At 73.0% G+C, this 13,435-nt stretch carries 9 protein-coding genes; 6 read left to right on the top strand and 3 right to left on the bottom strand.

The window, feature by feature from the left end:
* The first annotated feature begins 3 nt into the window (after window positions 1–3).
* From hemB to E1182_RS11565, 3 genes are all read left to right on the top strand, one after another.
* Window positions 4–987: a porphobilinogen synthase gene (gene hemB, locus E1182_RS11575; RefSeq protein ID WP_132263945.1), complete on the top strand. Its 984-nt coding sequence runs from the start codon at window positions 4–6 to the stop codon at window positions 985–987.
* 415 nt (window positions 988–1,402) lie between these two features.
* Window positions 1,403–2,017: a hypothetical protein gene (locus E1182_RS11570; RefSeq protein ID WP_132263943.1), complete on the top strand. Its 615-nt coding sequence runs from the start codon at window positions 1,403–1,405 to the stop codon at window positions 2,015–2,017.
* A gap of 107 nt (window positions 2,018–2,124) precedes the next feature.
* Window positions 2,125–2,679, top strand: coding sequence for a helix-turn-helix domain-containing protein (locus E1182_RS11565; RefSeq protein ID WP_132263941.1), 555 nt, complete (start codon window positions 2,125–2,127; stop codon window positions 2,677–2,679).
* A 56-nt stretch (window positions 2,680–2,735) separates the two neighbouring features.
* Here the strand turns inward: E1182_RS11565 and E1182_RS11560 are convergent, their stop codons facing one another.
* The 3 genes from E1182_RS11560 to E1182_RS11550 form a co-directional block, all read right to left on the bottom strand.
* Window positions 2,736–6,008 (bottom strand): lamin tail domain-containing protein, encoded by a 3,273-nt coding sequence (locus E1182_RS11560; RefSeq protein ID WP_132263939.1) that lies wholly within the window; start codon window positions 6,006–6,008, stop codon window positions 2,736–2,738.
* A 100-nt stretch (window positions 6,009–6,108) separates the two neighbouring features.
* Complete coding sequence (locus tag E1182_RS11555; protein ID WP_132263978.1) at window positions 6,109–7,125, bottom strand: GNAT family N-acetyltransferase; 1,017 nt, start codon at window positions 7,123–7,125, stop codon at window positions 6,109–6,111.
* A 72-nt stretch (window positions 7,126–7,197) separates the two neighbouring features.
* A complete protein-coding gene (locus tag E1182_RS11550) occupies window positions 7,198–8,313 on the bottom strand; it encodes a lytic murein transglycosylase (RefSeq protein ID WP_371687538.1) in 1,116 nt (371 codons plus the stop codon).
* 83 nt (window positions 8,314–8,396) lie between these two features.
* On the opposite strand from E1182_RS11550, the gene E1182_RS11545 reads away from it, so the two are divergent.
* The 3 genes from E1182_RS11545 to E1182_RS11535 all read left to right on the top strand — a co-directional run bounded on the left by E1182_RS11545 (window position 8,397) and on the right by E1182_RS11535 (window position 13,240).
* A complete protein-coding gene (locus E1182_RS11545; protein ID WP_132263935.1) occupies window positions 8,397–8,621 on the top strand; it encodes a zinc ribbon domain-containing protein in 225 nt (74 codons plus the stop codon).
* 155 nt (window positions 8,622–8,776) lie between these two features.
* On the top strand, window positions 8,777–11,605 hold the full coding sequence (locus tag E1182_RS11540) for an adenylate/guanylate cyclase domain-containing protein (RefSeq protein WP_132263933.1): 2,829 nt from the start codon (window positions 8,777–8,779) through the stop codon (window positions 11,603–11,605).
* 135 nt (window positions 11,606–11,740) lie between these two features.
* A complete protein-coding gene (locus E1182_RS11535) occupies window positions 11,741–13,240 on the top strand; it encodes an amino acid permease (protein WP_132263931.1) in 1,500 nt (499 codons plus the stop codon).
* Window positions 13,241–13,435: the final 195 nt, after the last annotated feature.

Genomic DNA, 13,435 nt, shown 5'->3' with positions numbered 1-13,435 from the left:
CTCATGCCGTACCCCGAGATCCGGCCTCGCCGGTTGCGCCGCAACGCGGCCGTGCGACGGCTGGTCTCCGAGACCCGCGTCGATCCGGCCGAGCTGGTCGTGCCGATGTTCGTCAAGGAGGGGCTGGCCGAGCCGCGGGCCATCGCGTCGCTGCCGGGGGTGCTCCAGCATTCCCGGGACTCGCTGCGCAAGGCCGCCGTCGAGGCGGTCCAGGCCGGGGTGGGCGGCATCATGCTGTTCGGGGTGCCGGCGTCCCGGGACGAGTACGGTTCCGGCGGCATCGACCCGAACGGCATCCTCAACGTCGCCATCCGCGACGTCGTCGCCGAGGTGGGCGACGCCACGGTGGTGATGAGTGACCTCTGCCTGGACGAGTTCACCTCGCACGGGCACTGCGGAGTGCTCACCCCGGACGGCGCGGTGGACAACGACGCCACGCTGGCCGCGTACGCGGAGATGGCGGTGGCCCAGGCCGCCGCCGGGGCCGACGTGGTCGGGCCGTCCGGGATGATGGACGGCCAGGTCGGTGTGGTACGCCGGGCGCTCGACGCCGCCGGCCACTGCGACGTGGCGGTGCTCGCGTACGCCGTGAAGTACGCCTCGGCGTTCTACGGCCCGTTCCGGGACGCGGTCGAATCGGCGCTGGAGGGGGACCGGCGTACCTACCAGCAGGACCCGGCGAACCTGCGGGAGTCGCTGCGTGAGGTGGCGCTGGATGTCGCCGAGGGCGCCGACATGGTGATGGTCAAGCCGGCGCTGCCCTATCTCGACGTGGTGTCGGCGGTCCGGGCCGCGGTGGACGTCCCGGTCGCCGCCTACCAGGTCTCCGGCGAGTACGCGATGGTCGAGGCGGCCGCCGCGAACGGTTGGGTCGACCGGGAGCGGCTGATGCTGGAGACGCTGACGTCGATCCGTCGCGCCGGCGCGCAGATCATCCTCACCTACTGGGCCGTCGAGGCCGCCCAGTTGCTCCGCCAGCGCTACTGAGCCGGGGTCGGCGCGGTCGACCGTGCGTGGTTCCCAGTATCACCCTCCGTGTTCTTTGCTCTGCTGCTGGTGGACCCCATGCGGACGCTTTGCTCTGCTGCCATGGACGCGACAGCCACGCTGAGTGCGCGGTGCGTATGTGGTAGCAGAGCAAAGCGTCCGAGTGGCGTGACCGACCTTCGTTGAGGGTTCGGCACTATGGCTGCTCACGGCCGGCTTGGCTCGGCCGGTGAACGGCGGCCCGTCAGGGGAACCCGTTGGGGTTCACCGAGGGTTACATTTTGGCGAATGCCGGCAATGGTCACGCAGAGTTGCGGATTTGGGTCCGGGATCCGGGTTGGTCAATGCGTCGAGGGTTGCCGTGGCACACTTCTTGCCGGCCTGAAGCTACCGGAGGAGGTCTGCTTTGACCGGAATGACCGACAGTCAGGACCACTGGATCTACGTTGTCACGGACATCGAGGTCGATGGTCCGTGGCCGGGCCCCAACTCGATGAGATCGTTCGCTTCCGTTGCCGTGACCGGCGACGGCGAGGAACTGGCCAGTTTCGAAGCCGTCCTCGAACCGCTCCCGGGTGCGGCCCCGAACCCCGACACGTACGCGTGGTTCCAGACCCACCCCGAGGCGTGGGCCGCCGCGACCACCGATCCGCAGCCCGTCCACGAGGTCATGGCGCGGTTCGTCGGATGGGTGCGCGACCTGCCAGGCCCTCGTATGTTCGCCGCCTCGCCGATCGCCTTCGACGGTGCCTGGATCGACTACTACCTCCGACGCTTCACCCGCTACGGCCTGGTCCCGGGCCCCTACGAGAAGGACCGCCTCTTCGACGGCCCCGGCCTGTGCCTGAAAAGCTACGCCGCAGCGGTCACCGGCCGTCCGGTCGCCGACGTGTCGTCCCGCACCCTGCCCGCCGAATGGCTGGGCAACATTCCGCACACGCACCGCGCAATCGATGACGCGCGCGGCTACGCGCACCTGCTCGGCGTGCTGTTCCGGCGGGCTCGGACGCTCCGGGAGCCGGCCGGCTGAGCGGAGCCGAGGCCAGACGCCCTCCGGGTTTCCACAGCGGACGTCGTTGTCCACAGGACGCGTCGCCGGGGTGGCGGAACGGCCCGACGGAACGCGACGGTGGGGCCATGACCGAACCGATCCGCTCCGCCGACGAACCACCCGACGAGCCGGACAACTTGGCACCCGACCCGCCGGTCGCTGGCCCGGTCGACGCCGAGATCGTCTGGCCGGTCGCCGGCATCGTCCGCGCCGTCCGCCGACGAGCCGACCGCAGCCAGCGGGAGCTCGCCCGCGCCGCCGGGCTGCACCATGGGACGGTCGGTCGGATCGAGGCGGGTGAGCTGCTGCCCAGCCTGGCCGTGCTGCACCGGATCCTCGCCGTCGGCGGGTTCCACCTGGCGGTCGTCGACCGGTGCGGTCGGGTACTCCAGCCGATGCGGGACCGCGACGACATCCGTGACGGCGCCGAGCGGCGCTACCCGGCGCACCTGGACACCATCCTCGACCCGAAGCCGGGCGAGTGGTGGGCCGACATCTACGGGCTGGCCCGACCGCCGGAGACGTTCTACCGCAACCGTGCCGTCCGGGACGAGATGCGGCGGCGCAGCCAGTGGGAGGTGCGGGTGGCGAAGTACCGGAACGTGCCGCCCCCGCCCCGCAGCCCGCGTTCCTACTGGTGACGGCCCGCCGGTCAGGGTCACCCTGGCCGGCGGGCCGTCGTCGTACCGGTCGAGACTCAGTCGTCGTTGCTGATGGTGCCGGTCGCCAGTGGGTCGGCGTACCGCAGGTGCAACGGACCGGCGACCGCGAAGGCCATCGTCTCGTCCGCCTCGGCCCGCCGGTCACCCCGGACGGTGACCGGGAAGGCCAGCGAGCTCTGCCCGGCGGGCAGCACCCGACATCCGACGTACGGGGTGAAGTCCGACCAGGGCAGCGCGCTCAGGCCGACGGTGGCGGCGCAGAGCGTCGTCGGCTGGGACAGCGGCCGGGAGACGGTCACCTGGAACGTCAGCGTGCGGTCGCCCTTGTCGCCCTCCACCACCGACACGTCGGCGACCCGCAGCGCCGGCTGGGCCCGGAACCGGGCGACCGACGGGTCGTGGTCGCTGGCACCGCGCGATCCGTCACCGGTGTGCTCCGCCGGCCAGTCGGCGTTGACGTGCGCCGTGCGCACCTGCACCAGGTCGTCGTGGAGCGTGTCGTTGACGAAGATGCTGTCCAGCGTCTGCGCCGAGCCCTGGAAGCTGTACGAGTACGCCGCCGACGGTACGTCCGCCACCAGGCTGTCCCAGAGGTTGTGCAGACCCGCCCGGTAGAGCGGGGCCAACTGATCCGACGGGGTCGGGTTCGCGCCGGTGGCGATCGGGTCGTCCGGTCGGGGGAAGACGTTCAGGTCCCCGCCGTACACGACCCGGGCGTGCGGGTCCGACTCCTCGACGGCGGTGACGATCGCCGCCCCGTACGCGGCCTGCTCGGTGCGCTGCCCGACCCGGCTGTCCGGCCCGGAGGAGTAGTGGTTGCTCAGCGCGTACAGCACGAAGGACTCCGTCGATCCCGGCGCCGCCCGCACCACGAACCTGCCCAACTGCGGGGCACGGGTGTAGACGTTGGGCCCGTCCCGGCCGGTCGACGTGTCGGTGTCGGCCGGCAGTTGCGCGTTGAGCGCCTTCGGATTCTGCACGTCCGCGTTGGACGGCAGCCCCGCCGCGCGGTACCGCACCGACGGGGCGGCACCGAACAGCGGGTCGGCGGCGGTCACCGGGGCCAGCGACAGCCGGTCGGTCCGGTAGAGGAACGCCGACGTGATCCCCCGGGCGTCCGCGCCCGTCCGGTCGTACGCGGCGGCGTACGCCGGGCCGCCGCCGGCCGCCACGGTCAGCGCCAACTCCTGCAGGGTGTCCGGGGCTCCGTCGGCGTCGTCGCGGTCACCGCAGACCAGCCGGTCGCCGGAGACCGCGCAGATGTCCTGGTCCTCGGCCTCCTGCACCAGGACCAGGTCGGGGGCGTGCAGGTCGTTGCGGATCTGGTCGGCGAGCGCCGCCAGGTGCCGGCGGTAGTCCTCCTCGTCGGCCGGAACGTAGTCGAACGGCGGACTCACCCCGGGACAGCCGGCGTTGCCGGCGAAGTCACAGCCGTCGAACGGGTCGTCCCGGTGGTCGTAGAGGTTCTCCACGTTGTAGGTCGCCACGGCGACCTCCCGCTGCCGGTCGGCCGGCTTCGGCGGGCTGTTCCGCGACGGGTCGACTCCGGCGGTGAGCGAAACCGCCTCCGGCTGCACGCTGAACTTGTTGAAGCCGTAGGAGACCGCCCCGTACCCGTCGGCGGCCACCGTGTCGAAGGTGCGGGCCGGCGGCAGCAGCGCCGTCGAGTCCCCGGCGGTGGCCTTCACGCCGCCGCCGCCCAGCAGGATCCGTTGGCCGTTGCCGTTGTCGAAGAGCCGCTGCGGCACGTCATCGAGCGGGTGCGCGTCCCGGAAGACCCGGCGGGCGTACGGGTCGGTCCGCTTCAGCAGCGGGTCGTCCCGGTCCACCACCCAGACCTCCGAATCGGCGGTGGAGCCGAAGACGTCCCGGGGCCCGGTCACCGCGCTACCGGCACGGACCCGCACCCGGGCACCCTCGTGCCGTTCCCAGAACCGGTCCGCGTCGGCCACCTCCGCCGGCGGGACCGCGTCGGCCACCGCCACGGCGGTGTTCACGTCCAGGCCGGAGTCCAGCCTGCGCACCAGCGAGGCGCTGGAGAGCTGGGTCTGGTTGAAGTACTCCGACACCCGGCCGCGCAGCACCACCTCGTCGCCGACCGTCGGCGTGTAGCCACCGATCAGGGTGGTGAACGACCCGGTGAAGACGAAGATCCCGTCCGAGGTGAGCCGGTCGCCGTCCTCGGTGCCCCGGCGGCTCTGCAGGTAGAAACCGTGCTGGTCGGCGCCGGCCGAGGTGCGGGTGAGGGACTTCTGCGTGATCACGCCCCGCACGTCGTGCAGGAGGGAGCTGGTGCCGTTGCCGGTGGCCGGGGCGAGCGGAGACCGGTCGGCGCGGCCGTTCTCGTCGTCGCCGGTACGGCCCTGCACCTCGCCCACCGACAGCAACGCGGTGGCCTGCACGGTGAACGTGCAGGTGGCGGTGGTGCCCTCGGTGTCGGTGGCGGTCAGGGTGACCGCGTACGCCCCGGCGGGCAGGCCGCTGGCGGTGACCGTGGCGGTGGCCGTACCGCCGGCCGCGGTGGCGGGGGTGAACGCCGTACGGGTGATCGTCCCGGCGGCGGGCGTCGGGGCGACCGCGGTGACCGCGAGGTCGACGACGGTGTCGTCCGTGTCGGAGGCGGTGACCTGGCGGGTGGCGCTCGCGCCCGCCGCCACGGTCAACGCGCCGCCGCAGTTCAGGCTGGCCGGCTGGTCGACCGGGCCACCGTCTGCCACGGAGTGCGCGCCCAGGCCGTCGAAGGTGTCGGTCGGGAAGCCCGCCCACTCGGCGGCCGGATCGAACGGGTCGGACGGGTCGGTGTCCCCGGCCGAGACCGACGGCAGCCGGCGCAGCGTGTTGTCGGCGGTGCTGGTGAGCCCGCTGCCCCACTCGGTGCCCGGGTCGACGCCGACCTGGCCGATCGAGTCGAGCACCGTGCCGCCCTTGCGCAGCACGATCGCGTCGTCACCGTTGAACAGTGCCGAGGCGTACGTCTGATCGGCCTGGGCGAGGATCGCCGGGGCGGCCGACGAGGCGGCGAGGACGAACACGTCGCCGGGGGCGACGACGCCGCCGAGCGCCACAGTGGTGGCCGTGCCGGCGCCGTTGAAGTACAGCTGGAGCTGGTAGCCGCCGGCCGTCAGGTCGACGGCGGAAGCGGTGCCGTTGAACAGCTCGATCGCCTTGTTGTTGGACGAGCCCTCGACGTACTCCGAAATGAACAGGTCGGTGGGCGCGGCGCTGGCCGCGACCGGTGCGACGCCGACACCCGCGAGGGTGACGGCGGCGGCTGTGGCGAGCGCGGCGGATCTGCGGCGCGGGCGCATGGGGCCTCCACGATGGGTGGACGTGAACCCCCGCACGCTAAAGGCCGTCGTTGGCCGCCGTCCATCCCCCGGCCGGCGATGTGGTGAATTGCCGTCGAGGTCAGCGGGCCCTGTCGAGACGGTGCACCAGCTCCGCGACATCCACGCTGTACTCGCACCACTCCCGGTCGGGGCGGTAGCCCAGCTCGGCGTTCACCTTCAGCATGGCCTCGTTGGCCTGCGCGTTCCAGGTCTGCACCTCGACCAGTTCGGGCTCGGCCGAGCGCAGCTCCAGCAGCATCCGGGCCTTGATCGCCCGGTCGATGCCGTAGCCGCGGTGGTCCTGCACCACGATGGTGTCGTACTGGTCGGCGCGGGTGGGGTGCTGCGCCGGCACCACCACCTCGGTCAGCCCGGCCACCTCCCCGGTCTGCTCGTGCAGGGCCAGCACGATGTACGGCTTCATGCCGCGCCGGTGCAGGGTGTCGAGGCTGTCCCGCAGCCGCTGCGGATCGTACGAACTGGGGCGCAGCTCACCGTCGCCGACGTCGCGCACCTCGGCCTTGGCCCGGGCGTACGCCTCGATCAGTTCGTCCGGCGGCCCGCCCGGGCAGAACTCGAGATGGTAGCCGGCGCCCACCCCGCCGGCCATCTCGGTCAACGCCGGCCAGTCCACCGAGGCCAGGTCGAGCACGCTGCGGGTCTCGACGTACTCGCGGGCGAAACCGAGCGACTCGTAGAAGGCGACGGCCGGGGTGTCACCGACCACCTCGACGCCAATCGAGCGGAAACCCTCCTGGTAGACCCGGCGGGCCGCGGTCAGCACCAACTGCCGGCCCAGGCCGGTGCGGCGCACCGACGGGTGCACCAGCACCTCCAGTACGCCGATGTCCCCGAGCAGCAGCACGTGCACGTGCCCGAGGATCCGGCCGGGGGTGCCGTCGGGGCCGGCACCGGCCTCGGCGACCCAGGAGATCCGCCGTTCGCCCGGCATCACCTCGGACAGATACTCCCGCAGCGACCCCTCCCGCCAGGGCGGATCCTGCGGGAGATCCGACGCCAGGACCGCGTTCAGCGTCTCCAGCACGGATCCGATCTCGTCGGACGACGCGGTCCGGGGATCCCACTCGCGCACCATCACCCGTACAGCTTGCCGGCAAGAGCTGTCCGGGGGAAGTGTCCGGTCCGGCAATGTATGCGGCCGATCACGTCACGTACGGCTGGTCCGCCCGTACTCGTTGGCCTTGTCGAAGACGTCGGTGGCGTAGCGGCGCACGTCGTTGTAGGACAGGATGGCGCCCCACCAGTCACCCGGGACGGTCATGTTCCGACCGCCCTTGCACAGGTACCGCCCGGCGGCCAGCGTCGCGTCGTCCAGGTCGTGCGGGTCCTTCCGGCCGTCGTTGTCGGCGTCCGCGCCGATCTCCTGCCAGGTGGTCGGGATGAACTGCATCGGCCCGATCGCCCGGTCGTAGGTGGTGTCCCGGTCGAACAGCCCCCGGTCGGTGTCCCGGATCAGGGAACGGCCGCCGTTGCCGTCGAGCGGGTCGCCGATGATCTCCGGCTCGGCCCGGCCGGTCGACTTCAACGTGGCGCCGTTGGCCTGCCCGTGCCGGGACTCGACGTAGCCGATCGCGGCGAGCGTGGTCCAGCTGAGCTGGCAGCCGCGGTGCGTCTCGGCCAGCGCCAGCTCGGCGAAGCCGTACGCCTGCATCGCCACCGGGGAGACGCCCACTTTCGCGCCGGTGACCCGCGCCCACTCGGCGATCGCGTCGGCCGGCCGCGCGGTGCCGGGAACGGCCGCCGGGGCGCTCGTCGCCACCCCGCCCGGGACGGCGGTGGCGGAGAACCCGGGGGACACGGGCGGTCCGGGAACCACCGCCGCGGTGCCGTCGGGCAGCGCCCCCGGTGGGGGCACCACGGCGACGCTCGAGTCGGTCGCGTCCGCGGCGACCGGCGTCGTGGACCGCACCGCCGACGGGACCACCACGGCACCCACCGCGCCGGTCGTGGTGACCAGCGCGAGGAGGAACACCCCGGAGAGGGTCAGCCGGCCGCTGGGCCGCCGGGCCCAGGCCCGGGTGGCCCGGGCCGCCCCGGCCACCGCCTGCCGAGGCGGAGGCAGCCGCACGGCGTGCGCGAACGGCAGCCGCCGTCGGGCCGGGCCCTTGACCACCTTGTCCTCGGCCGCTTCCCGGCGGGCCTCGCCGGCCTGCGCCGGGTCCGCTGCGGACCCGTCGGCCTGCGGCCCGTCGGGGTTCGCCGGGTCGGGATCGGGGACGGTGCCGGAGCTGCCTGACGGCGTCGCCGGTCGCAGGGGTCGCATCCTCGCACCCTCCTCGCCGCTGGACACCCGTCGAGTATTACCCATGTCCCCCGCGACGACAGGGCCGGTCGTACGCTGAAAGCATGCCCCGGTACGAGTTCCGCTGCCGCGCCTGCGGCGACACCTTCGAGGTCAACCGCCCGATGGCCGACGCCGGTGAGCCGGCGTCCTGCCCGCAGGGGCACGCCGACACGGTCAAGCTGCTGTCCACCGTCGCGTTCACCGGTCGAGGCGGGGCGAAAGTCCCGTCGAGCGCCCCGGCGGCCCCGACCGGCGGCGGGTGCTGCGGCGGCGGCTGCTGCGGCTGACCGTCGCCGCGCCGGCCGGGCCCGGTCCGCCGTCGCGCCGTCCGCCAGGTCGGGTGGCACCTTCGGGTCGGGCGTCGCCCGGCCGTTCTCACGATGCGTGACGGTCTGACCATACGGCAGTATCGAACCTGACGTCAGGGCCGGAGGTGCCACGCATGTCGCCACGGATTTCCCTCCCGACCGGTTGGGTGACCTTCGTTTTCACCGACATCGAGGGCTCGACCCGACTGGCTCAGCTGCTCGGCGCCGACTACCGCCCGGTGCTGCGGGAACATCGTCGGCTGTTGCGGGACACCCTCGTCGCGACCGACGGTGCGGAACTGCTGACCGAGGGGGACTCGTTCTTCCTCGCCTTCCCGGACGCGTCGGCGGCGCTCACCGCCTGCCTGGCCGGGCAGCGGGCACTGTCCACGCACCACTGGCCCAACCCGGAGGCGCCACCCCGGGTACGGATGGGGCTGCACACCGGGTACGCCGAACCGCGCGACGGCGAGTACGCCAGCCCGGAGGTACACCGGGCCGCCCGGGTCGCCGCCGCCGCGCACGGCGGGCAGGTGCTCTGCTCCGCGTCGACCGCCCGGCTCGCCGACCCGCTTCCGGACGGCGCGTCCCTGCTCGACCTCGGGCTGCACCGGCTGCGTGGCTTCGACGACCGGGAGCGGCTCTTCCAACTCGTCGCGCCCGGCCTGGAGCGGCAGTTCCCTCGACCGCGCACCGCCGAAGCGGTGGCCCACAACCTGCCCACCCAGATCACCTCCTTCATCGGCCGGCAGGCCGAACGGGCGGAGCTGGACCTGCTGATCCGTCGGCACCGGCTGGTCACCGTCCTCGGCGCCGGTGGCGCGGGCAAGACCCGGCTCGCCGTGGAACTGGCCTCCGGGCTGGTCGAGGCGTACCCGGACGGGGTGTGGTTCGTGGACATCGCCACGGTCACCGACCCGGGCCTGGTGGCGTTCGCGGTCGCCGCCGTGCTCGGGCTGCGTCCGGAACCGGGCCGCCCGATGCTGGACACCCTGGTCGAGTACGCGGCCCCACGCCGGATGCTGGTGGTGCTGGACACCTGTGACGCCCAGCCCGCCGCCTGCGCGGAGGTGATCTCCCGACTGCTCGCCGGTGGCGGCGGGATGCGGGTGCTGGCCACCAGCCGGGAGTCGTTCAACCTGCCCGGCGAGGTGGTCTGGCGGATCCCGCCGCTGTCGGTGGACCCGCAGCCGGGGCCCGCCGAGAGCGACGCGGTGGCCCTGCTGCTGGACCGGACGGCGGCGGCCCGGGGTGGCCGACCGCCGGACTGGGCGGAGATCGGTGACCTACGCCGGGTGGCGCAGCGGCTGGACGGTCTGCCGTTGGCGATCGAGCTGGCCGCCGCCCGGCTGCGGGTGCTCTCCGCCGGGCAGCTCGCCGCCCGTCTCGACGATGTGCTGGGCACTCTGGACGCCGGGCGGCTCGACAGTGCCCCGTCGGTGTGTCCCTCCTGGATGGGCAACCAGCGGGACACCGTCGACCTGGTCGCCGCCGCGTCCGGCAGCACACCGCCGTCGCCGGCGCACCGGGCCGTGCAGCGGTCCGCCGCCGAGCGGCATCTCACCATGCAGGCCACGGTGACCTGGTCGTACCGGACGTTGGGGCTCCGCGCGGCCCGGTTGCTGCGTTGGCTTGCGGTGTTCGCTGGGCCGGTCAGTCTGCCCACGGTCGAATGGCTGCTCGACGAGGATCCGATCGACCCGCTCTCGGTGCTGGTCGACAAGTCGATGGTGGTGGCCGAGCCGCACGTCACGGGCAGCACCTACCGGATGCTCGACCCGATCCGCGCGTACGCGGCCCGGCGGTTGGCCGAGGCGGGCGAGGAGCAGGCCGCCCGGGACCGGCACGTGGCGTGGTCGGCGTACGCGCTGGAGCAGGCCCACCTCGGGCCCGACGGCCGCCCGGTCACCCTCTCCCTGTACGCGCTGGACCCGCTGGCCGGGGAACTGCGGGCGGCGCTGCGCTGGTGCGCCACCGGCGGCAGCGCCCGGGTCGGGCTGCGGCTGGCCGGTGGCCTGGATCAGTGGTGGCGGGAGCGTGGCCTGTCCCGGGAGGCCCGGCTCTGGCTGTTCCGGCTACACGGCCGCATCGCGGAGACCGGCGAGTCGATTCCGGAGGCGGAGCTGGCGGCGGCGTACCACCTGCACTCGCTGCACGCCGGGGCGGACGGTGAGTTCGCCGAGGAGTTGCGCTACTCGCGGCGGGCGGAGGCGGCGGCCCGGCAGGCCGGCGACGCCGGCCTGCTCGCCCGGGTGCTGGCCGGGCGGGCCGCGCCGCTGATCGACATGGGGCAGTTCCTGGAGGCGGAGCGGGTCTGCCGGGAGGTCATCGACTGGGCGCGGGAGCGGGAGGTGGCCGGCGAGGCGCTCTTCGCCGTCTACAACCTGGCCGAGCTGCTGTGGCGTCGCGGAGCGTTGGACGAGGCGGCCGAACTGCTCGGCGCGGCCCGTCCGGTGGAGGCGGCCCGCCCGGTCGAGCGGGGCCGCCGGTCGGTGGACATGCTGCTGGGCATGGTCGCGCTGACCCGCGGCGACCAGGTCGCGGCGCACGAGCACCTGCTGGTGGCGCTGCGGTCGCGGATGAGTCACGGCTACCACGGGCGGGCCTGCGACACGGTCAGCGCGGTGGCCGTGCGGTGCGCCGCCGACGATCCGGTCACCGCGGCGCGGCTCTTCGGCGCGGCCCAGGCGACGCGGGCACGGCTACGTGCCTCGCCCGGCATCTACGGCCCCTACTGGATCGACGAGCAGGCGAAGCTGCGACGCAGGCTGGGCGACGCGGCCTTCGACGCCGCGTACGGCGAGGGCGGGACGTGGGGGCTGGAGGAGGCGGCGGCGGTGGCCCTCGCGGTGGAGCACCCCGACCTGCGCGGGGACTCGGTGCGGTTCGGCACCACCGGGTCGGTGACACCACGCCAGCCCGGACCGGCCCGCTGGGAGCTGGGCCGCTGCGAGTGGGCCTGAACCGGGGACGGGGCGACGGCGGGGGTAGCGGCGGCGAGACCCACCTGAGGTGGGTGATTGACAGATCCCTGAGCTGGGTAACAACGCCGGTCATCGGTCGCGACCAGGGTGGTCGCGCGGTGAGAGGGGGGCGCGGTGTCCGTGCTGCGTACCAAGCCGATCAGCGAGGTGATCGCCCAGAGCCGGACCGACGCAGATGAGGACCGGCCGGGTCTGCGGCGTCACCTCCGGGCCCGGGATCTGACCGGCTTCGGCATCGGCATCGTGATCGGCACCGGCATCTTCACGCTCACCGGCATCGAGGCCCGGGACAGCGCCGGTCCGGGGGTGGTGATCTCGTTCGCCATCGCCGGGGTGGTCGCCCTGCTCGCGGCCCTCTGCTACGCCGAACTGGCCTCCAGTGTGCCGGCCGCCGGCAGCGCCTACACCTACGCGTACGCCACCATGGGCGAGATAGTCGCCTGGATCATCGGCTGGGACCTGCTACTGGAGTTCGCGCTCGGCGCGGCGGTGGTGGCCCGCGGCTGGTCCGGCTATCTCGCCGAACTCCTCGGGTTGCCCACCACCTGGTTCGGTGAGGAGGGCAGCGTCGTCAACCTCGGCGCGATCGGCATCGTGCTGCTGCTCGGTGCCGTCGCCATCGTCGGCGTCCGCGAGTCCGCCCGGGTGACCAACCTCCTGGTGCTGGTGAAGGTCGGCATCTGTGTCTTCGTCGTGGCCGCCGGCCTGTTCTTCGTGAAGGCCGCCAACCTCACCCCGTTCATCCCGCCGGCCGCTCCTGCCGGGCCCGGCGACGAAGGCATCAGGCAGCCGGTCACCCAGGCCCTCTTCGGGCTGGAACCGTCGGTGTTCGGTTTCGTCGGCGTGCTCAGTGCCGCCGCCGTGGTCTTCTTCGCCTACACCGGTTTCGAGGCGGTGGCCAACCTGGGGGAGGAGACCCGGCGACCCCGCCGGGATCTCACCCTGGGCCTGCTCGGCACGCTGCTGATCTCGACCGTGCTCTACGTCGGCGTCTCGCTGGTCATGGTCGGCATGGTGCCGTACACCGAGATCGACCGAAGTGCTCCCATCGCGGCGGCCTTCAACGCGGTCGGCGCGGGCTGGGCCGGGGTCCTGGTCTCCATCGCCGCGGTCGCCGGCCTGACCAGCGTCATCCTGGTCGACCTGGTGGCCATGGGTCGGATCGGGTTCGCCATCGCCCGGGACGGGTTGATCCCACCCTCGGTCGCCGCGATCCACCCGCGCTGGGGCACCCCGTACCGGATCTCCGCCGTGATGACCGTGGCGGTCGCCCTGCTCGCCGGCTTCCTGCCGCTGTCGGCGCTGGCCGACCTGGTCAGCATCGGCGCGCTCTGCGCGTTCGTGATCGTGTCGATCGCGGTGCCGATCCTGCGCCGTAAGCGCCCGGAACTGGACCGGCCGTTCAGGGTGCCGTTCTCCCCGGTGCTGCCGATCGTCTCCGCGTTGGCCTGTCTGTACCTGATGCTGAACCTGTCGGTGGAGACCTGGCTGCGGTTCGGCGTCTGGATGCTGCTCGGCGCGTTGATCTACTTTGGTTACGGTTACCGCCGCAACCGGCTGGCCCGGCGTGGGGGCGCCACCGCGGAGCCCCGCCAGCCGTCACCCACCGGCTGACCTCCCGGGCAGCGGCACCGTTGTACGTGCCCCGACCGCGGCGCTAGAGTCCGCACCACCGCGACCGGCGGGAGGGACACCGTGCGACACAGGTTGAAGGACGTGGAACGCATCGCCGAACTGGCGGTGGAACTGCTGGCCAGCCGCGTCGACGGTGACCAGGCCACCCCACCCCGGGATCTGCTGGCCCCACAC

This window comes from Micromonospora sp. KC721 (assembly GCF_004348355.1).
GTDB lineage: Bacteria > Actinomycetota > Actinomycetes > Mycobacteriales > Micromonosporaceae > Micromonospora.
This window is presented reverse-complemented; position numbering and strand designations above follow the sequence as displayed.

Coding starts and splice junctions, on each gene's coding strand:
- E1182_RS11555 (WP_132263978.1), bottom strand. CDS start 7,125: ATGGTGCGCGAGTGGGATCCCCGGACCGCGTCGTCCGACGAGATCGGA.
- E1182_RS11560 (WP_132263939.1), bottom strand. CDS start 6,008: ATGCGCCCGCGCCGCAGATCCGCCGCGCTCGCCACAGCCGCCGCCGTC.
- hemB (WP_132263945.1), top strand. CDS start 4: ATGCCGTACCCCGAGATCCGGCCTCGCCGGTTGCGCCGCAACGCGGCC.
- E1182_RS11570 (WP_132263943.1), top strand. CDS start 1,403: ATGACCGACAGTCAGGACCACTGGATCTACGTTGTCACGGACATCGAG.
- E1182_RS11540 (WP_132263933.1), top strand. CDS start 8,777: ATGTCGCCACGGATTTCCCTCCCGACCGGTTGGGTGACCTTCGTTTTC.
- E1182_RS11565 (WP_132263941.1), top strand. CDS start 2,125: ATGACCGAACCGATCCGCTCCGCCGACGAACCACCCGACGAGCCGGAC.
- E1182_RS11545 (WP_132263935.1), top strand. CDS start 8,397: ATGCCCCGGTACGAGTTCCGCTGCCGCGCCTGCGGCGACACCTTCGAG.
- E1182_RS11550 (WP_371687538.1), bottom strand. CDS start 8,313: ATGCGACCCCTGCGACCGGCGACGCCGTCAGGCAGCTCCGGCACCGTC.